The sequence below is a fragment of the Myxococcus sp. AB036A genome (assembly GCF_006547355.1).
Taxonomy (GTDB): domain Bacteria; phylum Myxococcota; class Myxococcia; order Myxococcales; family Myxococcaceae; genus Myxococcus; species Myxococcus virescens.
In genome coordinates this window covers 1-19,282 of the sequence record NZ_VHLC01000076.1, presented here as the reverse complement: position 1 = coordinate 19,282, position 19,282 = coordinate 1, and the positions used below count along the sequence as shown (strand labels likewise).

Genomic DNA, 19,282 nt, shown 5'->3' with positions numbered 1-19,282 from the left:
CCTCCGGGCCCGCTTCCCCTGGCCTCCCCTCCTCCTTAGGTTGCACGGGAGGCGGCTGGTCGGGGTGGAGGCGGGGCCATGGGCAGGGCGCGAGGCAAGAGTGTCATCCTGTTCGCCGCGCTGGTGTGCGCGCTGGTGCTGCCAGCGCAAGCCACCGGCCGCGAGCGAAATCGGTTGTGGGTGGAGTCACAGAACCGCGCCCTCCAGAAGCAACGCTCCACGCTGAGCGACATCGCCCGGCGCGCCATGCCCTCCGTGGTGTCCATCACCACACAGCAGGCCGCCGACATGCAGGCCGTCGCCGCTGGAGAAGAATCGCAGAAGGGCATCGGCTCCGGCTTCATCATCCATCCGGACGGCTACATCCTCACCAGCGCGCACGTGGTGGAGGGCGCGGCCGAGGTCATCGTCTCCGTCCTGCACCCGCGCGGCTACGTGGAGGAGTTCGAGGCCGTCGTGGTGGGTGAGGACGCCCGCACCGACTGCGCGCTGCTGAAAATCGCCGCGCCCCGCAAGCTGCCCGTGCTGAAACTGGCCTCCGCGTCGCACGTGCGCGCGGCGGACTGGATTGTCGTCATCGGCAACCCGTTCGGGCTGGCCCACTCGGTGACGGTGGGCGTGGTCAGCTACATGGGCCGCACGGACGTGACGCCCAACGGGCGCGACGGCGACTTCGACTACATCCAGATGGACGCCTCCATCAACCCGGGCAACTCCGGCGGCCCGGTGTTGGACCTGCACGGTGACGTGGTGGCGGTGGCCAACGCGGTCAACGTCGCGGGCCAGGGCATCGGCTTCGCCATCCCCATCGACATCGCGAAGACGGTGATTCCGCACCTCAAGTCCCACGGCCGCGTGCGCCGCGGATGGCTGGGCATGAGCGTGCAGGACTTCTCTCCGGAGGTGGCCGAGGCCTTCAACCTGCGGCGAGGCCGCGGGGTGGTGGTGACGGACATCGTCGAAGGCGGCCCGGCCGAGCGCGCGGGCCTGCAGGTGGGCGACGTCATCGTCCGCGTGGACCAGCGGCGTGTGCGCCGGGCGCATGCCCTGCGCTGGCAGGTGGCCGCCCGGGGCGTGGGCCGCGACGTGAAGTTCCAGGTCCACCGGCTGGGGCGCCCGATGAAGCTGACCCTGAAGCTGGACGAGATGCCCTCCGAGGAGACGCCCCTGCCCACCGTGGCCAGCACCGCGCCCGGGCGGCACGCGGGGGCCCCTCAGCCGGTGGTGGACGACCTGCTGTCCCCGGTGCCTCGCTCGAAGGGCCGCCGGGCGGCTCCGCCCTCCGGGGAAGCAGCCCCTGGGACGGGGGGTTCTGGACAAGACGCCCCCGCGCCGTGAAGTCCGGATGTGTCCGCACTGAACCCTGGTTTCCCGGGCTCCTTGCGTTCGGGTGTCATGGGCGCTAGACAGTGCGCCTTTTTCCGTACCCTTGCGGCGGGTCCACCTCGGTGTGGCGCCGCGACTTCGCATCGTTTCGCAGGAGAGTTTCGCAATGGCCGAGGCCCAGACGACCCAGAAGCGCACCAGTTGGCCGCGTTTCGCCAAGAGCAATGGCAAGAAGGCGTGCACCGTGGAGGGCTGCAAGCGCCCGTACCGCGCCAAGAACTACTGCTACTTCCACTACAAGCAGTGGCGCCAGGGCGACCTGCCGCACAGCCGTTACCGCACCTGCTCCAAGCCGGATTGCCGCGTGAAGACGTTCAAGGGCGGCCTGTGCGAGAAGCACCACGGCGAGGCCTTCAAGAAGGACGCGGCGTAGACCGCGACTCGCCGTCGGCGCCGGGGCGGCCTCTTCCTCAGGTAGAGGCGCCCCGCGTCACCGCGCGCTCCAGGTGCTTGAAGGCCGTGAGCCACAGCTCCGCCTCGCGCTGGGTCAGCCGCGCACGCATCAACGTCTGCTCCAGCTCGTTCAGCACATGCTGCGGCGCCTGCGGGTTGAGGAACTCCGCGCGCAGCATGACGTCCCGCATCCGCTTCGCCAGCGCGCCCAGCGTGCCCAGCTTCGCGCCCGGCGCCGCCTCCACCGCGGCCGTGGGCGTCAGCCCCTGACGGTGACAGAGGTACAGCAGCACCGCTGACGACTGCGCCAGGTTCATGGACGGCTGCACCGCCGACGTGGGAATCGCGAGCACGTCCGTGCACCGCGCCAGGTCCTCGTCGGACATGCCGCGCTGCTCGCCGCCGAAGACGAGCGCCACGCGTCCGCGCACGCTCTCCTCCGCCAGCCGCTGCATGGCCTCCTCCGGCGTCAGCACGGTGCGTCCCTTGAGCTGGGTACGAGAAGTCGTGCCCACCGCGTACACGCAGTCCTTCAGCGCTTCGCCCAGGTCGGACGTCACCTCCATGCCTCGGAGGACGAAGTCACTCTTGACCGCGAGACGCTCCGCGCCCTCGATCGACTTCAGCACCGGCTCGGACAAAATCAGCCGTGAGTACCCGAAGTTGGCCATGATTCTGGCCACAGCCCCGAGGTTGTCGGTTGAACGCGTCTGATGAAGGACAACGGTAAGCTGCTCCCCTGGCCGCATGCGCTGAGTTTAGCTGGTTGATCCCGAAGCAGATCGGTATATTCCCGGTTGATGCGTCGCTGGCTCCCTGGGTTGCTCCTCTCTCTCGTGACGGTCCTCACCGCGTGTGGTGAGGCGGGTGCACCTGTCCGTGCCACGATGAGCGCGCGGCAGGCCCTCACCAACCCGCCGGAGTTCCTTGAGTTCGAGGCTCCCTCGACGCGGCTGGAGCTCTTCCGCGAGGTGGCCCGGCAGTCCGTCATCGAGGCCGGGCAGGCAGCCCAGGCCCTGGTCCTCTTCCCGGTCAGCCATCAGGGAGAGCTGCTCGCCGCGCCGGGCTTCGATCCGAAGATGGACTTGTTCCAGGCCCCCGACGCGGGTGCGCCCCTGGAGCTGGTGTTCGAGTCCGGCGGAGAGCGTTGGCCGGATGACCGCCGCGAGGGCCTCCAGGGCCTCTCCGAGCGTGAAGCCGCCGAGCTGGTGGCCCGCACGCTGCTCGCCCACTGGGGCATTGCGCCGAACAGCGCGGTCCAGGTGGACCGGGCGTCGGGCGCGCCTTACGCGGTCGCTTACGTGGACGGAATCCTGCGCATCAACCCAGCTTTCCTCTACCTGGCAGCAGCGTACGGTCCTTCTTCCCTGCCCGCTTCGCTCCAGTAGAGTCGCGCGCCTCAAGTCAGGCCCCGTTTCCTCTCGCCCTTCCCGCGAGAGAGAGGGGCCGCGAGGCGACAGTGAATACCTCCGCACTTCACGCGCAGCTTCCCCTCACCCTCCAGCAGACGGACCTGCCCGCGCTCGGCCAGCACTACCGTGGCAAGGTTCGCGAGACCTACCGTCAGGATGACCGGCTCATCCTGGTGACGACGGACCGGCTGTCCGCGTTCGACCACATCCTCACCACCATCCCCTTCAAGGGCGAGGTGCTCAACCGGCTGGCCGCGTTCTGGTTCGAGCGCACGAAGTACATCGTCCCCAATCACGTGCTGGACGTGCCCGACGCCAACGTCACCGTGGCGCGTGCCTGTCAGCCCTTCGCCGTGGAAGTGGTGGTGCGCGGCTACCTCACCGGCAGCCTGTGGCGCGACTACCAGAAGGGCACGCACACCGCCTACGGGCTGCCCTTCCCGGACGGCCTGCGCAAGGACGAGGCCTTCCCCTCCCCCCTCATCACCCCGTCCACCAAGGCGGAGTACGGCCTGCACGACGAGCCCATCTCGGAGAAGGAGCTTCTGGCGCGGGGCCTGGCCACGCCTCGTGACTGGGCGCGCATCGCCGAGGCCGCGCTGGGCCTCTTCGCGGAGGGCCAGAAGTGGGCGCGCTCACGCGGCCTCATCCTCGTGGATACCAAGTACGAGTTCGGTAAGGTGGGCGACACGCTCTACGTCATCGACGAGATGCACACCCCGGACTCCAGCCGCTACTGGGTGGCCGACGAGTACGAGGCGCGCTTCGCGAAGGGCGAGGACCAGCGCATGCTGGACAAGGAGAACATCCGCCAGTGGCTCATCCGCGAGCGGAACTTCTCGGGCCAGGGCACGCCGCCGCCCATCCCTGACGACGTGCGCGTGGACCTGGCCACGAAGTACGTGGCGGCCTACGAGCACATCACCGGCACCACGCTGACGCTGGAGCCGGGTGACGTGAACACCCGCATCGAGCGCAATCTGCGTGAGAAGGGCTACCTGAAGTAGCCCTCCTCCATCGCCGGCACGGGGCGCCTACGCGCTCCGGCCGAACACGCGCAGGAAGACGTCGTCCATGTGGCGCGTGTGGTAGCCCGGGGAGAAGCAGTCGGAAATCTCCTCGGGCGTCATCATCTTCCGCAGGTCCTCGTCCGCGAGCAGGGCCTGCCGGAAGTCGAGTCCTTCCTCGTACAGCTTCATCGCGTTGCGCTGGACGATGACGTACGCGGCCTGCCGGTCCATGCCCTTGCGCGCCAGCTCCAACAGGAGGCGCTGCGAGTTCACCACGCCGCCCAGCAGGTCCAGGTTCTTCTTCATCTGCTCCGGGTAGACGCGCAGGTCCTCCATCAGCCGCGCGAAGCGGATGAGCATGAAGTCCGCGAGGATGGTGGCGTCCGGGCCGATGACGCGCTCCACGGAGGAGTGGGAGATGTCCCGCTCATGCCACAGCGCCACGTCCTCCATGGCGCTCACCGCGTAGCCGCGCAGCAGGCGCGCGAGGCCGGTGAGGTTCTCCGACAGAATCGGGTTGCGCTTGTGCGGCATGGCGCTGGAGCCCTTCTGTCCCGCGGTGAAGGGCTCCTCCGCCTCACGCACCTCGGTGCGCTGGAGGTGGCGAATCTCCACGGCGAACTTCTCGATGCTCGAGCCCAGCAGCGCCAGCGCGGTGAAGAACTCCGCGTGCCTGTCTCGCTGCACCACCTGGCTGGAGGCCGGCGCGGGCTTGAGGCCCAGCTTGCGGCAGACGTGCTCCTCCACCGCGGGCGGCAGGTGCGCGAAGGTGCCCACCGCGCCGGAAATCTTCCCCACGGCGATGACGTCCCGCGCGTGCTCCAGGCGCGTCCGGGCACGGCGCAGCTCGTCGTACCAGATGGCCAGCTTGTGGCCGAAGGTGATGGGCTCCGCGTGGATGCCGTGGCTGCGGCCCATCTGCAGCGTGTGCTTGTGCTCGAAGGCGCGCTTCTCCACCGCGGCCATGACGCGGTCCACATCCTTCAGGATGAGGTCCAGCGCGTCACGCAGCGTGAGCGCCAGCGACGTGTCCAGTACGTCCGACGACGTCATGCCCAGGTGCAGCCAGCGCGCGCTGGGCCCCACCCGCTCTTCCATGAAGGTGAGGAACGCGATGACGTCGTGCTTGGTGGTGCGCTCAATCTCCTCGATTTTCGCCGCGTCCTCGGGCGTGAAGTCTCCGGCGCGGGCCAGGCAGTCCTGCAGCGCCTCGCGGGGCGCCAGCCCGGTCTCCACCATGCCCTCCAGGGCGGCGAGCTCCACGTCGCGCCAACGGCTGTAACGGGCCTCGTCGGACCAGAGGGAGGACATCTCCTGACGGCTGTATCGCGGAATCACTCGTAGACCTTCACGGCAAAGTCCCGCCGCGCCGCGAGCCGGAGGAGTTCCAGCACGGCGTCGGAGGACGGACCCAACTTCCTGGCGGCGGTGAGATTGAGAGACAAGTCCAACCCCTCAGGCTGAACCACCGCCAGCGCTCCTGGATTCACCTTCTCGTGGATGATGCGGTTGGCCAGCCGCCCGGCCTGCTGGCCGATGGCCGTGGGACTGGGCGAGAGCGCCAACGTGGCCCCTTCCTTCACCTGGCTGGGCGTTAGAGCGGCCAACGGCACGCGGTGCACCGCCGCGAAGGCGATGAGCGCCTGGACGACCGCCGCGTTGCCCACCGTCTTGTCCGCCACCATCAGCAGCGCGTCCACCTTGCCCACCGCGCCGTCCAACGCCTTCTCCGCCCGGCCCCCCGCCTCCAATTCCAGCGGGAGGATGGACATGCCCCTCGAGGCCGCCGCCGCGCGGGCCTGCGTCACCGTCCCCGCGGAGAACCGCGGGTCATGCAGGATGCCCACGCGCTTCACCTTCGGCGAAACGGCCTTCAGCGCCTCCAGCTCCGGCCCCATGTCGCTGGTGAGGGAGATGCCGGTGACGTTGGCGCCATCCAGGCCGTACTTCTCATAGTAGGGCACCATGGCGAAGAGGACGGGCACGTCCTCGCCCAGCGAGCGCCGTGCGGCGTTGGCGGCCAGGGGCCCCAAGGCCAGCACCAGCGCGGGCTTCTGCGCCGCCAGCTTCTTGAAGAGCCGCGCGGCCGCGCCCGCGCTTTCGTCCAGCATGACCTCCTGCACCTCGGCCCGGGCCTCCGCCGCGAAGCCGGCGATGACGGAGGCGTACGGCGCCAGGTGGGCGGACTTCACCGCCACCACGCGGGGACGGGCTGGCTGCTGCGCCACGACCGCCGCCGGCAGCAGCGCGACGAGGAGCGCGGCGACGCAGCCCTTCATTGCCGCACGCTCGCGCAGCAGCGGAAGCCCACCGCGTTCGAGCGCACCGTGGGCACGCCGTTGCTCCGCGCCGAGCAACGTGACGCCGGGTCCGGCTGGTCGAAGGCGCCGCCCTTCAGCGCGTAGGCCTGGGCGCCGACGCGGGTGGCCGTCCACTCCGCCGCGTTGCCCGCCAGGTCCATCACCGCGTAGCCCGACTTGCAGCGCTCGAAGCGCCCGGAGGCCGCCAGTCCACCCGGGCTCGCCGCGGTGTTGCACGCGCCCACGGCCTGCTCCTCGCCGAAGGGGAACCGCGAGTTGCCGGGGCCCTTGCATGCCTTCTCCCATTCCTCTTCCGTGCAGAGCCGCTTGCCCTCGCGCTCGCACGTTCCCCGCGCCTCTTCCCAGGCCACGGCCACGTTCGGCATCGCGCCTGCCCGGTTGGGGAATTCGTACTCATCCACGCAGAACGAAGACACCTGGATGCTCGCGACGGGACGCTCGTCCGGGCTGGCCAGTGCGTCATCGTCGCTCCGGCCCATCTTGAAGGCTCCGCCACTCACCAGCCGCATGCCCGCGGGACAGCCGCCCACGGGCGCCGCCAGCGCTGCCGCGCCGCCGGACCCGGCAACAGGCGCCGTCCCCTGCCCTCTGGACTTCTGCAGCGCCTTGATGGCCAGGAAGCCCCCGCCCGCGCCCAACGCCAGGCAGCCGAGGACGAGCAACACCAACCTCAACATGGAACGCTGGGGCTTCGCCGCGCGCGTGGCGGACCTGGTGAGCACCGCTCCGCGAGGCGCGGCGCGAGAACTGGAGCCTTCCGACGGCTCACTCCGCTTCGCCGCGGAACGAGCGCCCGGCTCTGGCACCTCCGAACCCCGGCGGCGGGTGCGAACACCTGAGTCCTCGGAGGCACGGCCGCGAGCTCGGCTGCCGGTGTCCTCGGCGCCGCCTTCTCGCGAACGAGACGACGCCTCGTCCTGCGCGCCGTCGCGAGCACGCGACCGGGAGCGGCCCACCGCGGGCGCGGCGTCCAGCGTAGGCGCGGCGGGACGCCCCGCGGGCACTGCTGGCGCCTCGTCCAGGGTCATCGCAGTGGAGCGGCCATCCGTCACCGCGGGGGCATCCACCTGCGTGGGCGCGGTGGAGCGGCTCAGCGCAGCCTCGGACGCGGCGCCACGCTCACTGGCGTCCTCGGAGTCCTTCCGCGCTGGCGCGGCGCGCGAGGGCACGGGCGGAGATGACACGGGCCGCGAAGCACTGCCCTGCGCCGGGGGTGCCGCCTTCGCGGCGACGACGGGTGGCGCGATGAAGGGCAGCGCCTGCTCCGTCAGGTGCTGCGGCGCGGGCGAGGCCGCGGGCCGGCCCCGTCCCATGATGGCGGCCAGCGACGCCGCGTCCAGCGGCTGCGTGGCATCCACCGGCGGCGGCAGGTCCGGAATGGGCGCGGGCGGCTTGGGCGCGGCGACACCGGGCGGCGGAGGCAGGTCCTCCTCCTGCACGGCCGGGAGCATGCCCGTGGGCACCGGGGGCGGAGGCCTCGCCGCCTGCCTCGCGGTGTTCGCGGCCGACGAGCCCGGAGGCGCCGGGAGGCTCCGCGTGCGCGACACCACCGCGGCCGGCGTGCGCGCCAGAATGTTGGAGAACTCGGTGAGGAACTCACCCGCCGTCTTCGGACGGGCCAGCGGGTTGAAGTTGAGCGCGCGCCGGTACAGCGCCTCGATGGAGGTCGGCAGGTCCGGGTGGTGCATCGTCAGACCGGGGATGACGCCGTCCTCGGGCACGAGCCCGGTGAGCATCTCCCCCACGATGGCCGCGAGCGAGTACACGTCCATGCGCGTGTCCAGTTCGCCCCCGCCCACGTACTCCGGCGCGATATAGACGTCCGCGCGCTGCCCCTTCTGTGCCTGCACGAAGGGCAGGTGCGGCACGGCCAGGCCCAGGCCGTAGTCCGTCACCTTGAGCAGGTCCGGCAGGACGATGACGTTCTCCGGCTTGACGTCGGAGTGCGGTCCGAAGCGGTGCGCCGCGTCCAGGGCCGCCGCCATCTGCGACAGCAGCGGCTCCACCTCCTTCAGCGAGAAGAGCTGCCCCCGCGCGGTGCGCTGCTCCATCATCCGGCGCAGCGTCATGCCCTCCAGCAGCTGCATGGTGATGAAGGGCCGGTCCCCATCCACGCCCTCCTCGTACACGCGCAGGAGGTTCGGATGATTGAGCTTCTTGGCCACGCGCATGGACAGCGCGAACTGCATGCGCTCCTCGGGCTGCTGCACCAGGCGCGGGTGCACCGCCTTGAGCGCCACTTCGACGTCAATCTCCTCGTCCTGGGCTCGGAAGACGAAGCCCATGGGCCCGGAGCCCACCACTTCCCGGATGGCGTAGCGGCCAGCGACGACGTCCCCTGGCTTGTAGGGTGCGCCGTCCGCGCCGCGCCGGCGAGCCGCCCCGGCGGGAGGACGCGCCGAGGCATCGTGCTTCAGCCCACAGGTGGGGCAGGTGTCTTGGGAGGCAGGAACGAGGCTGCCGCAGCGGTAGCAAAGCAAAGCTGGCGTACTCCAGGAGGCAGTCGGGGGGCCACCTCGGGGGAAGGCCCAGCCTCTTATTCTGCACGCTCCCCTGTCATCAAGGAACGCCGAGCGAGGAAGTCAGCAACTAGCGTCCCGTGGACCCGAAGCCATTTCCACCCCGGGAGGTTTCCTCCAGTAGCTCCACCTCCTGGAGGGAGACCGGCGGCACGGCGGCCACCACCAGCTGGGCCACACGGTCGCCCCGGCGCAGGGTGAAGGGCTCATGGGAGAGGTTGATGAGGATGACCTGCACCTCCCCCCGGTAGTCCGCGTCCACCGTCCCCGGCGAGTTGAGGAGCGTGACGCCATGCCGCAGCGCCAGGCCCGAGCGCGGGCGCACCTGCCCTTCGTACCCAGGGGGTAGCGCGAGCGCGAGCCCAGTGGGCACCGCCAGCCGCTCCAGGGGCCCCAGCACCCGCTCCCCGTCGATGTCCGCGCGCAGGTCCAGGCCCGCGGCCTGTGCCGTTTCGTAGCGGGGAAGTGGCAGGGGCTCCGCATGGGTGCGCACGCGGCGCACCTTCACCGTGAGGGGGGAAGACATGCGCTGGGACTAACACAGCTGCCGCCGCTTCGTGCCACGGCGGCGTGACAACCTCGCGCGTCGGCCCCTCAGGGCGCGGGGTCCTTCGCCACGGGCCGCAAGGCGGTGCGGAACTTCAGCGGGTCCATGGGCCGCGCCGCCAGTTCCAACTGGTAGTGCAGGTGGGGACCGGTGGAGCGCCCCGTGTTGCCCGAGTGCGCCACCCGTTCTCCCCGGCTCACGCGCTGTCCCACCTTCACCAGCAGCTCCGAGTTGTGACAGTACGCCGTCGTGACGCCCCGCCCGTGGTCCACCACGAGCACGCGGCCATTCACGGCGTCCTCGCTGGCACGCCGGACGACGCCATCCGCCACCGCCACCACGTGCGTCCCCACCGGCACGCCCAGGTCCACACCGGTGTGCATCTTCCGGCGCCCCAGCACCGGGTGGAAGCGCTCGCCGAAGGGACTCGTTACACGCGCGCTCTCATGCACGGGCCACGCGAGCCCGAAGGCGGTGGCCAGCGCCAGGGCCTGCGCGGCGCCCACGGACGCGTCCTCGAAGCCCGGCGGGAGCTGACCCGACAGGCGCTCCAGCGTGGGCGCCCCACCCTCCGCCTCCACCCGCTCCAGCGCATAGCGCGCGGGGACGCGGCCCGCGAAGAGCGCCGTGAGCCGGGCCTCCTCTCCTGGAAAGTCCTTGGACAGCGCGGTGTGCAGGGTGCGCGCGGCCGCCGGCCCCGTCTGCGGATCCAACAGCGACGCTGCGGGGACGCCCAGTTCCGCGGCCAGCTCCAGCGCGGGCTGGCGGGCTCGCACCTGGGCGCCCTTGAGCGCCAGGTGGGTTCCCCAGGCCAGGGCCTCCGCGTCCGTGAGGGCCCGGGACAGAGGCACGTCGGGAGCCATCAATGGCGGTGACAGCGAGGTGCCACTGACGCCGTCGTAGTACGCGAGCAAGGGCCGCGCGCTGCTGCGCGTCCCCGTGGCCCATGCCGTGGCCTTGCGCACCAGCGCGCCCGCCGGCGTGTGGTGGTACGCCGCCCACAAGCACAGCGTCGCCATGAAGAAGTCCAGCAGTCCTTTCGCCTGGCGCGGGAACATGGGCACCTATCGGAAGAAGGACAGCACGGGCGTCGCATCCACCACCGCCGCCACGGCCAGCGGCACCACCACCGCGCAACCCAGCAGTCCGCGCCGCAAGGCCGCTCTGCCTCCGGCTTCCTCACACACCGCGTCCGCGTGTTGCAGGTTGCGCAGCACCGCGCGCCACCCGAGCGAAACCAGGACGCCCACCAGCGAGGCCACCGCCAGTGCCCGCGCCGCCACGTCCGCGGCACCGTCCCCGAAGAGCTCACGCCAGGAGAGGTACACCGAGCCCTGGATGAGCCTGGCCACCGCGCACGCGCCCGCCAGCACCACGGCCGCCGTCGCCAGAGGCCGCAGCCACCGCATGGGCGTGGGCTTGCGCAGGCACCGCGACCACAGCTGACGCCACGTCGGACGCGCGGCCTTCTGGGGCTCCAGCACCACGCGCCATGCCTCTGCCGGAACCGGTGCGGCGGACTCCCGGTAGCCCAGCGCGGGCAGCGCCAGCACCACGTCCGCGGCCAGCTCCCATGCGAGCGCGAGGAAGCGCGCAATCCGGGTGCGCTGCTCCAGCGACACCCACTCCACCAGGGGCGCCGTCAGCTCATATCGGCCCACGAGCGCGTCGAAACCCGCGTCCACCCGGTCCACCAGCGCCAGCAACCGTTCATCCAGCGTGTCCGCCGCCGAGTGCACCCCCACGGCCACCAGCGCGACCAGGCCCAGCGGCATGAACGCCCAGCGGAAGGCCCCCAGGAAACGGGAGACGTCCGCCAGGAAGGGCGTGGACGACGACGCAGGCGGTGGTCGAGGTGGCAAACAGCCTCCGTGCGGATGGGGCTCGCACCTCAACGCACGGCCCGCCCGGAAGTGTCTAAGCCACCCCGGCCCGAAACGAAAACACCCCCTCCCGCGCGGTGGCGGAAGGGGGCGTCATGAGCGCCGGGCTCTCAATGAAGGAGCCCGGGCTTTCGGGCGCGAATCAGGCCTTGGCGTCAGGCTGCGTGGGCGCGGGCGCCGGCTGCGCGGCGGCCTCACCGACGGCGGCGCCCTGCTGCGCGGCGCGCTCCGCCATGGCCTCCTTGCGCGACAGGCGAATCTTGCCCGTCTTGTCGATGCTGACGACCTTCACCAACACCTCGTCGCCCTCGTTCAGCACGTCGGAGACGCTCTTGACGCGCTTGTCGGACAGCTCGGAGATGTGGATGAGGCCGTCGGTGCCCGGGAACAGCTCCACGAAGGCGCCGAACTCGGCAATCTTGCGGACCGTGCCCGTGTAGATCTTCCCGATCTCCGCCTCGCGGGTCAGCGCCTGAATCATCGCGATGGCGGCCTTCACGGCCTCGCCGTTCGCGCTGGCGATGTCCACGCGGCCCGAGTCCTCGATGTTAATCGCGGCACCCGTGCGGGCGATGATGTCCTTGATGACCTTGCCGCCCGGCCCGATGACGTTCTTGATGAACTCGGGACGAATCTGGATGGTGGTGATACGCGGCGCGTACTGGCTGATCTCCTTGCGGGACTCGGCCAGCGTCTTGAGCATCTCACCCAGGATGTGGAGGCGGCCCTGACGCGCCTGCTCCAGCGCGCGGCTCATGATCTCCGTCGTGAGGCCGGTGATCTTGATGTCCATCTGGATGGACGTGATGCCCTTCGAGGTGCCGCACACCTTGAAGTCCATGTCGCCCAGGTGGTCCTCGTCACCGAGGATGTCGGAGAGGATGGCAATCTTGTCGCCCTCCTTCACCAGACCCATGGCGATACCCGCCACCGGGGCCTTGAGCGGAACACCCGCGTCCATCAGCGCCAGCGTGCCGCCGCAGACGGAGGCCATGGACGAGGAGCCGTTGGACTCCAGGATGTCCGACACCAGGCGCACCGTGTACGGGAAGGACTCGCTCTTCGGCACCATGTTGCGCAGCGCGCGCTCCGCCAGCGCGCCGTGGCCGACTTCACGGCGGCCCGGGCCACGCAGCGGCTTCGTCTCGTTCACGCTGAACGGCGGGAAGTTGTAGTGCAGCATGAAGCGCTTGAAGGCCATGCCGCCCAGCATCTCCAGGCGCTGCTCGTCATCGCTGGTGCCCAGCGTGGTGACCACGAGCGCCTGCGTCTCGCCGCGCGTGAAGACGGCGCTGCCGTGGGTGCGCGGGAGCACGCCCACCTCGCACGTAATCGGACGGACCACGTCGTGGCCACGGTCGCCGATGCGGCCACCGTTGACCGTCATCTCGCGCATGTGCTCGTACTTCAGGTCCTCCACCACCGACTTGGCGTGCTTCTCCACCAGGGAGGTGTAGCCGTCGCCCAGCTGCTCCTTGAGCTTGGCGAGCGTCTCCTTCTTCGTCTTGCCGAGCGCCTCGTAACGCGCGCCCTTCTCCTTGATGCCGTAGCCCGCCTTGATGCCGTCCATGGCCAGCTCGCGCACCTTGGCGCGCAGGCCCTCGTCCACGGCGGCGGGCTTCTCGAAGGAGCGAACCTGCTTGTTCAGCTCGCGCCGCAGCTCGTCCTGCAGGTCCAGCGCGGGCTGCGCCGTCTTGAAGCCGAAGTCGAGCGCCGCGACCATGTCGGCCTCGGAGACCTCCTCCGCGCCACCTTCCACCATGACGATGGCCTTGCGGCTCACCGCCATGACCAGGTCCAGGTCGCTCTGCTCGCGCTGCTTCGCGGTGGGGTTGGCCACCAGCTGACCGCCGACGCGGCCCACGCGGATGCCGGCGATGGGGCCGTCGAACGGGATGTCCGACACCCACAGCGCCGCGGAGGCGCCGGTGATGCCGTGGATGTCACCCTCGTTCTCCGGGTCGGAGGAGATGACGCTGGCGATGATCTGCGTCTCGTACGCGTAGCCCTCCGGGAACAGCGGGCGGCAGGAGCGGTCGACCAGGCGGCTGGCCAGCGTCTCCTTCTCCGTGAGGCGGCCCTCGCGCTTGAAGTAGCTGCCGGGGATGCGGCCGGCCGAATACAGCTTCTCCTGGTACTCCACCGTCAGGGGGAGGAAGTCGACGTCCTTCTTCTCCCGGGCGCTCACCGCCGTCACCAGCAGCATGGTGTCGCCATAGCGGACCACCACGGAACCGTCGGCCTGCTTCGCCAGACGGCCCACTTCGATGCTCAGCTCGCTCTCGCCAATCTTGACGCTCTTCTTCAACATGTCCGTGCCTCTGGATCCTTCAGGGGCGAAGACCCCACCGCGCGCACCCGGTCCGAGAAATGGACCCGGCACCCCGGGAGGGCCCTCGGGGTGTTTGAGCGGTCACCAGGGCCTGGAACAGGCGCCAGTTGAGGCAACCGCCAGCATGTACTGCGGAGGGCGCTTGCGGAGCGCCGGAGGGATGTCTCGGAACTTTTGATCCCTGGTCGCAGGGGCCGACCGCGGTCAGCCCATCCGAACGGAAACCAAAACCTCCGCAGCCACCACTCCCTTGCCCGCCTCCACCCACCGCGCTTCGACTGCTTCACGTCACTGCATTACGGCCTATGTCCTAAACGCGCGGGGCGCTGGATTCCGCCAGCGCCCCGGGTCCTGCTCAACTGCCTACTTGCGGATGCCGAGGCCGTCGATGAGCTTCTTGTACCGCGCGACGTCCTTGGACTTCAGGTAGTCCAGCAGGCGGCGGCGCTGACCGACCAGCTTCAGCAGACCGCGGCGGGAGTGGTGGTCCTTCTTGTGCGTCTTGAAGTGCTCGGTGAGCATGGTGATGCGCTCGGACAGCAGCGCCACCTGGACCTCGGGGGAACCCGTGTCCGACTCGTGGGTCCGGAACTTCGACACCAGCTCCGACTTACGCTCCTGGTGCAGCGACATGAGACTCTTCCTTGCCCGCTCCGGTGGAGGTTGCTGCTCGCGTCACCACGGTCCGCGGAGGGGTACAGACCGGGTGCATCCTTCTGACGAGCGGGGGGCTTATAAGCTTCACCCCCCGTGGGGTCAACCTTCGACGCCTGCCCGCCAGCCCCGGAAAGTCCGGGACCGCGAGAAGAGGTACAGCCACAACCCCACGAAAAATCCCGGCGTTACACCAGGACGCGCAGATAGCGCAGGCGGCCACCGGCCACTTCGGCCACCGCCAGCAGCGCGTCGTCCGGGCCCATGACGCGCACCCGTCCCACCTTCCCGGCGGGAACCTCCACCGGGACACCGTGGGAGACGCGCTTGGCATCGGCGGCGCCCACCCGGACCTCCGGCAGCTCCACCAGCGCATGCGACATGGTCATCAGCCGGCTGGCCAGCGCGCCCTCCTTCAGCAGCTCCGGCACGTCCGCCAGCGGCAGCGCCTGCGCCAGGGTGAAGGGGCCGCTGGCGGTGCGCCGCAGTGCCTCCAGGTGGGCACCACACCCCAGCGCCCGGCCCACGTCCTGGGCCAGGGTGCGCACGAAGAAGCCCTTGGAGCAGCGCACCGACAGTTGCAGGCGCTCGGCGGAGAAGTCCCGCAGCACCAGTTCGTACACCGTCACCTGGCGGGCGGCGCGCTCCACTTCCTCGCCCGCACGGGCCAGCTCGTAGAGCCGCTTCCCGCCCACCTTGACGGCCGAATACATGGGGGGGACCTGGTCGAAAGTGCCCCGGAAGCGCGCCAACGCTGATTCAATCAGCGCGGGCGTCAGGGCGGGTACGGGCGCCTGCGCCGTCACCTGCCCTTCCGCGTCCAGGGTGTCCGTCTCCGAGCCCAGGCGCACCGTGGCGTCGTAGGCCTTGTCGCCCTCGGTGATGAAGCCCGCGACCTTGGTGGCTTCCCCCAGGCAGAGCGGCAGCACTCCAGTGGCCAGCGGGTCCAGCGTCCCCGTGTGGCCCACCTTCTTCAGGCGAAGCAGCGAACGCACCTGGCGGACCACGTCGAACGACGTGGGACCGGTGGGCTTGTCAATGACGAGGACGCCGTCCATGGCTCGCCAATCGTGGAGGCCCGGAGCTGGACCTACCAGCCTTCCTTGTTGCGGACTTCGCGCAGCAGCCGGTCAATCTTGTCACCTTCGCCCACCGATTCGTCGAAGGAGAAGAAGATTTCCGGCGACACGCGCAGGTTGACGGCGGACGTCACCTCGCGGCGCACGAAGCCCTTGGCGGCTTCCAGGCCCTTCTGCGTGTCCGCTCGCTCCTGCTCGTTGCCCATCATCGAATAGAAGACACGGGCCACACGAAGGTCCGGGGAGACCTTCACGCCTGTAATCGTGATGTAGCCGATGCGCGGATCCCTCAGCATGCCCCGGGTGAGCAAGTCACCGATGGCCGCCTGGATTTCCTGCCCCACGCGCTCCGGTCGGGAATGCGTCGTCATTTCTTCTCCCAGTCTCGCGGGTTGCGCAGGGAACGGGCCCGAGCCCGCGCCTCGTCGAACGTCATCCGTCCACCGCTCGACGGAGACGGGCGGCCTGTGCCGCCATCCATGCCACCTTCATGGCGGCTTTCCCACTCTCCCAACCCCTCCGCCTCCGCGAGCGAGCCGCGCTCGCCGCGCAGGAAGCGGGCAATGGCGGCCTCCGAATGCGCCGCCGCCTGCTCCGGGGAAAGGTCCAAATCCTCCGCGTCCTCATCCACGGCCTGCGCCGAGAAAGAACCTCGCGAGGCCGCTTGGCCACTCGCGAAGAGCTGGTCCCCGAAGCCGAGGATTTCCGTCTCCCGCGACAACAGCGGGGCGACGTACATCTCCTCGACGGAGTGGATGATTTTCTCCAGTTGCTCGTCCACGTGGCGTCGCTCGTTACCCACCACGGCGAGCGCCAGTGACGCCTTCTGCCAGAGATCCTGGTCCTCGACCTCGGCCACCGCCACGTTGAAGCGGGCCTTGAGCCGGTCCGTCACCCGGCGGAGCACCTGCCGCTTGGACTTCAGCGAGCCACTGTCCGGAATCTGCAGGGTGAGGCGTGCGACACCTACGAACATGAATGTCCCCCTTGCCACGGGTGGCCACGCCCGAAGGCGGTGGCAACCCGGGCATCAGCACCCTGGGAAGATGGGGTCTTCCCAGGGTTTCAGGGAGGCGCCGGGGCTCTCCTGCAACTAGGTGAGGCTCTGCCGAGTCTCTTCGATCTCGTACGCCTCGATGATGTCACCGGGCTTGAGGTCGTTGAAGCTCTCGATGCCGATACCGCACTCGAAGCCCTGAGCGACTTCCTTGACGTCGTCCTTGAAGCGCCGCAGCGACGCCATCTTCCCGGAGAACAGCTGCTTGTTCTCGCGCATGAGGCGGACGAAGGCGCCGCGCTTCATGACGCCATCCAGCACCGCCGCACCGGCGATGGTGCCCAGACGCGGCACGTTGAAGGTGTTGCGCACCTCCGCACGGCCCAGCTTGCGCTCGGTGCGGATGGGCTCCAGCAGGCCCTCCATCTCCGTACGAACCCCGTCGATGAGCTCGTAGATGATGGAGTAGCTCTTGAGCACCACTTCCTGGGCCTTGGCCGCGGCCTCCGCCCCGGACTCCGGGTTGACGTTGAAGCCCAGCACGACGCCCTTGGAGGCCGCCGCCCGCATCACGTCGCCCTCGGTGATGGCACCCACACCGGAGTGGACCACCTCCACCTTGACCTTGTGGGTGGAGAGCTTCTGGACCGCCTGCTTGACGGCCTCGGCCGAGCCCTGCACGTCCGCCTTGATGACGACGCGCAGCTCCTTGGGACCACCGCCCGCCTTCGTCTTGGCGAACAGCTGCTCCAGGGACTCGCGGCTGACCTTGGACAGCTCGGTCTGCCGCTCCTTCATGTTGCGGTGCTCGGCGATCTGCTTGGCAGCCTTCTCGTCCGCCACCACGTTGATGGCGTCACCCGCGCCCGGCACGCCGGACAGACCGACGACCTCGGCGCAGTAGCCCGGCTTCACTTCCTTCACCTGCTCGCCGCGGCTGTTCGTCATCGCGCGGACGCGGCCGTAGTGCGAGCCGGTGACGACGGCGTCACCCAACTTCAGCGTGCCTTCCTGCACCAGCACCGTGGCGACGGGGCCACGGCCGCGGTCCAGCTTGGCCTCGATGATGGCGCCCACCGACGGACGGCTCGGGTTGGAGGTCAGCTCGAGCACCTCGGCCTGGAGGGCCAAGTTCTCCAGCAGGAGCTCCAGGTTCTCCTTCGTCTTCGCGGAGACGGGCACCATGATGGTCTCCCCGCCCCACTCTTCCGGCACGAGCTCGTGGGTGGCCAGGTCCTTCTTCACGCGGTCCAGGTTCGCGGTCGGCAGGTCCATCTTGTTGATGGCGACGACGATGGGCACCTCCGCCGCCTTCGCGTGCTTGATGGCCTCCACCGTCTGGGGCATCACGCCGTCGTCCGAGGCCACCACCAGCACCACGATGTCCGTCACGTCGGCGCCGCGGGCGCGCATGGACGTGAAGGCCTCGTGGCCCGGCGTGTCGAGGAACGTCACGTCACCGCGCGCGGTGGTGATGCTGTACGCGCCGATGTGCTGGGTGATGCCACCCGCCTCGCCCTGCGCGACGCTGGCCTTCCGGATGGCGTCCAGGAGGCTCGTCTTGCCGTGGTCGACGTGGCCCATGATGGCGACGACCGGCGGACGGGGACGCTCGTCCTCGGGACGGGCCTCCACCTCGGGCAGGTAGTCCTCCACCTCGAAGCCCACGCGGTCGATCTTCCAGCCGTAGTCGCCGGCGATCATCTCCGCCGTGTCCGCGTCCACCAGCTGGTTCGCGGTGGCCATCTTCCCCAGGCCCATCAGCTTCTTGATGAGCTCGGCGCTGCGCACACCCATGCGCTGGCCCAGGTCGGACACGGAGATGCCCTCCTGCAGCTTGATGACCTTCTTCTCCTCGGCCATCTGGGTGATCTGCGTCTTGGCGCCCTTCTTCGTGGGCTTGCGCTTCTTGCCACGGATGGGGATGGTGACGCGGCCCCAGACCATGTCCGTCAGTTCCTGCTTGGACACGCTCTGCGTATCACCGCTGGTGCGCTTGCGCTGGCCACGCTCCTTGTTCTTGGAGACGTCCACCAGTTCGCGGCCACGGCCCAGATGGTCCGGGACCACCTTGTACTCACGCCGCTCGGGGATGCCCGTGCGGCCCGGCGCCATGGGGTACTGCTTGGCCTGACCGGCCGTGGGCGTCACGCGGCGCACCTGGATGAGCGGGCGCGAGATGACGACGGCCTGGGTCGCCGTGGGACGGGCTGAGCCCGTGGGCGACACCTGGGCGTGCGGCACGCCGCCGACCATGATGGTGGGGCCCTGCGGCGTCGGAGAGGCAGAGGCCGAGGCCTGCACACCCGTGCCGGGCGCCGAGGTCGGACGCACCGGTCCCTGACCGGGACGGCCGGCGCCCTGATACGAGCCCGGTCCCTGGTAGGACGGACGACCACCCGGACCACCGGGACGACCACCCGGGCCGCCCGGACCACCAGGACGACCACCGGGGCCACCCGGACCACCCGGACGACCACCCGGGCCGCCCGGACCACCGGGACGACCACCCGGGCCACCCGGACCACCGGGGCGACCACCACCGGGTCCACCACGCTGCTGGTAGCCAGGCGCAGGGCCCCGGGAGACGACGGTCGCGGACGAAGAAGTGCTCGAAGGCGTCCGGACTGCCGGCGGTACCGGTGAGCGTGGGGGGGGTTGGGGCAAGGTGGTGCTCTCCTGAACAGAGGGACGAGGCTGCGCGGCGGCGGGAGCCGGCACGGCAGCGCGGGGAGCCTCCACCGGGGCC

At 69.8% G+C, this 19,282-nt stretch carries 17 protein-coding genes; 4 read left to right on the top strand and 13 right to left on the bottom strand.

Annotated elements, in window-relative coordinates; translation table 11 throughout:
• The first annotated feature begins 78 nt into the window (after positions 1-78).
• Positions 79-1,338 (top strand): S1C family serine protease, encoded by a 1,260-nt coding sequence (locus FL344_RS26650; RefSeq protein ID WP_141620497.1) that lies wholly within the window; start codon positions 79-81, stop codon positions 1,336-1,338.
• A 154-nt stretch (positions 1,339-1,492) separates the two neighbouring features.
• Positions 1,493-1,759 (top strand): vegetative protein, encoded by a 267-nt coding sequence (locus tag FL344_RS26645; protein ID WP_090492024.1) that lies wholly within the window; start codon positions 1,493-1,495, stop codon positions 1,757-1,759.
• 37 nt (positions 1,760-1,796) lie between these two features.
• On the opposite strand, the gene FL344_RS26640 is transcribed toward FL344_RS26645, so the two are convergent.
• Entirely contained in the window at positions 1,797-2,528 is a 732-nt protein-coding gene (locus tag FL344_RS26640) for an RNA methyltransferase (RefSeq protein WP_141620496.1), read from the bottom strand.
• A gap of 51 nt (positions 2,529-2,579) precedes the next feature.
• On the opposite strand from FL344_RS26640, the gene FL344_RS26635 reads away from it, so the two are divergent.
• Together FL344_RS26635 and FL344_RS26630 are read left to right on the top strand one after the other, a co-directional pair.
• The gene (locus FL344_RS26635) at positions 2,580-3,167 is read left to right on the top strand and encodes a hypothetical protein (RefSeq protein ID WP_043613242.1); all 588 of its coding nucleotides are present in this window, start codon (positions 2,580-2,582) and stop codon (positions 3,165-3,167) included.
• Positions 3,168-3,238: 71 nt separating this feature from the next.
• Complete coding sequence (locus FL344_RS26630; RefSeq protein WP_141620495.1) at positions 3,239-4,198, top strand: phosphoribosylaminoimidazolesuccinocarboxamide synthase; 960 nt, start codon at positions 3,239-3,241, stop codon at positions 4,196-4,198.
• A gap of 27 nt (positions 4,199-4,225) precedes the next feature.
• Here the strand turns inward: FL344_RS26630 and purB are convergent, their stop codons facing one another.
• The 12 genes from purB to infB all read right to left on the bottom strand — a co-directional run.
• The gene (gene purB, locus FL344_RS26625) at positions 4,226-5,539 is read right to left on the bottom strand and encodes an adenylosuccinate lyase (protein ID WP_141620494.1); all 1,314 of its coding nucleotides are present in this window, start codon (positions 5,537-5,539) and stop codon (positions 4,226-4,228) included.
• Complete coding sequence (locus tag FL344_RS26620; RefSeq protein ID WP_186818009.1) at positions 5,536-6,480, bottom strand: ABC transporter substrate-binding protein; 945 nt, start codon at positions 6,478-6,480, stop codon at positions 5,536-5,538. The genes purB and FL344_RS26620 overlap by 4 nt, the downstream gene beginning before the upstream one ends.
• Positions 6,477-9,002 carry a bifunctional serine/threonine-protein kinase/formylglycine-generating enzyme family protein gene (locus tag FL344_RS26615; protein WP_141620492.1) on the bottom strand — a complete coding sequence of 842 codons (2,526 nt, stop codon included), beginning with the start codon at positions 9,000-9,002 and terminating at the stop codon, positions 6,477-6,479. Before FL344_RS26615 ends, FL344_RS26620 begins: the two co-directional genes overlap by 4 nt.
• Before the next feature lie 109 nt (positions 9,003-9,111).
• On the bottom strand, positions 9,112-9,567 hold the full coding sequence (dut, locus tag FL344_RS26610) for a dUTP diphosphatase (protein ID WP_090492018.1): 456 nt from the start codon (positions 9,565-9,567) through the stop codon (positions 9,112-9,114).
• 68 nt (positions 9,568-9,635) lie between these two features.
• Positions 9,636-10,646: a M23 family metallopeptidase gene (locus FL344_RS26605; RefSeq protein ID WP_194863264.1), complete on the bottom strand. Its 1,011-nt coding sequence runs from the start codon at positions 10,644-10,646 to the stop codon at positions 9,636-9,638.
• 6 nt (positions 10,647-10,652) lie between these two features.
• Positions 10,653-11,450 carry a hypothetical protein gene (locus tag FL344_RS26600; protein ID WP_141593250.1) on the bottom strand — a complete coding sequence of 266 codons (798 nt, stop codon included), beginning with the start codon at positions 11,448-11,450 and terminating at the stop codon, positions 10,653-10,655.
• 163 nt (positions 11,451-11,613) lie between these two features.
• Complete coding sequence (gene pnp / locus FL344_RS26595) at positions 11,614-13,782, bottom strand: polyribonucleotide nucleotidyltransferase (protein ID WP_141620490.1); 2,169 nt, start codon at positions 13,780-13,782, stop codon at positions 11,614-11,616.
• Between the two features lie 384 nt (positions 13,783-14,166).
• Positions 14,167-14,436 (bottom strand): 30S ribosomal protein S15, encoded by a 270-nt coding sequence (rpsO, locus tag FL344_RS26590; RefSeq protein WP_011552156.1) that lies wholly within the window; start codon positions 14,434-14,436, stop codon positions 14,167-14,169.
• Between the two features lie 209 nt (positions 14,437-14,645).
• Positions 14,646-15,515 (bottom strand): tRNA pseudouridine(55) synthase TruB, encoded by an 870-nt coding sequence (gene truB / locus FL344_RS26585; RefSeq protein ID WP_141256319.1) that lies wholly within the window; start codon positions 15,513-15,515, stop codon positions 14,646-14,648.
• A gap of 32 nt (positions 15,516-15,547) precedes the next feature.
• The gene (rbfA, locus tag FL344_RS26580) at positions 15,548-15,907 is read right to left on the bottom strand and encodes a 30S ribosome-binding factor RbfA (RefSeq protein ID WP_011552154.1); all 360 of its coding nucleotides are present in this window, start codon (positions 15,905-15,907) and stop codon (positions 15,548-15,550) included.
• Positions 15,904-16,512 (bottom strand): DUF503 domain-containing protein, encoded by a 609-nt coding sequence (locus FL344_RS26575; protein ID WP_141620489.1) that lies wholly within the window; start codon positions 16,510-16,512, stop codon positions 15,904-15,906. The genes rbfA and FL344_RS26575 overlap by 4 nt, the downstream gene beginning before the upstream one ends.
• Before the next feature lie 117 nt (positions 16,513-16,629).
• Positions 16,630-19,282 (bottom strand): translation initiation factor IF-2 (gene infB / locus FL344_RS26570; protein WP_141620488.1); only part of this gene is annotated, 2,653 nt, incomplete at its 5' end.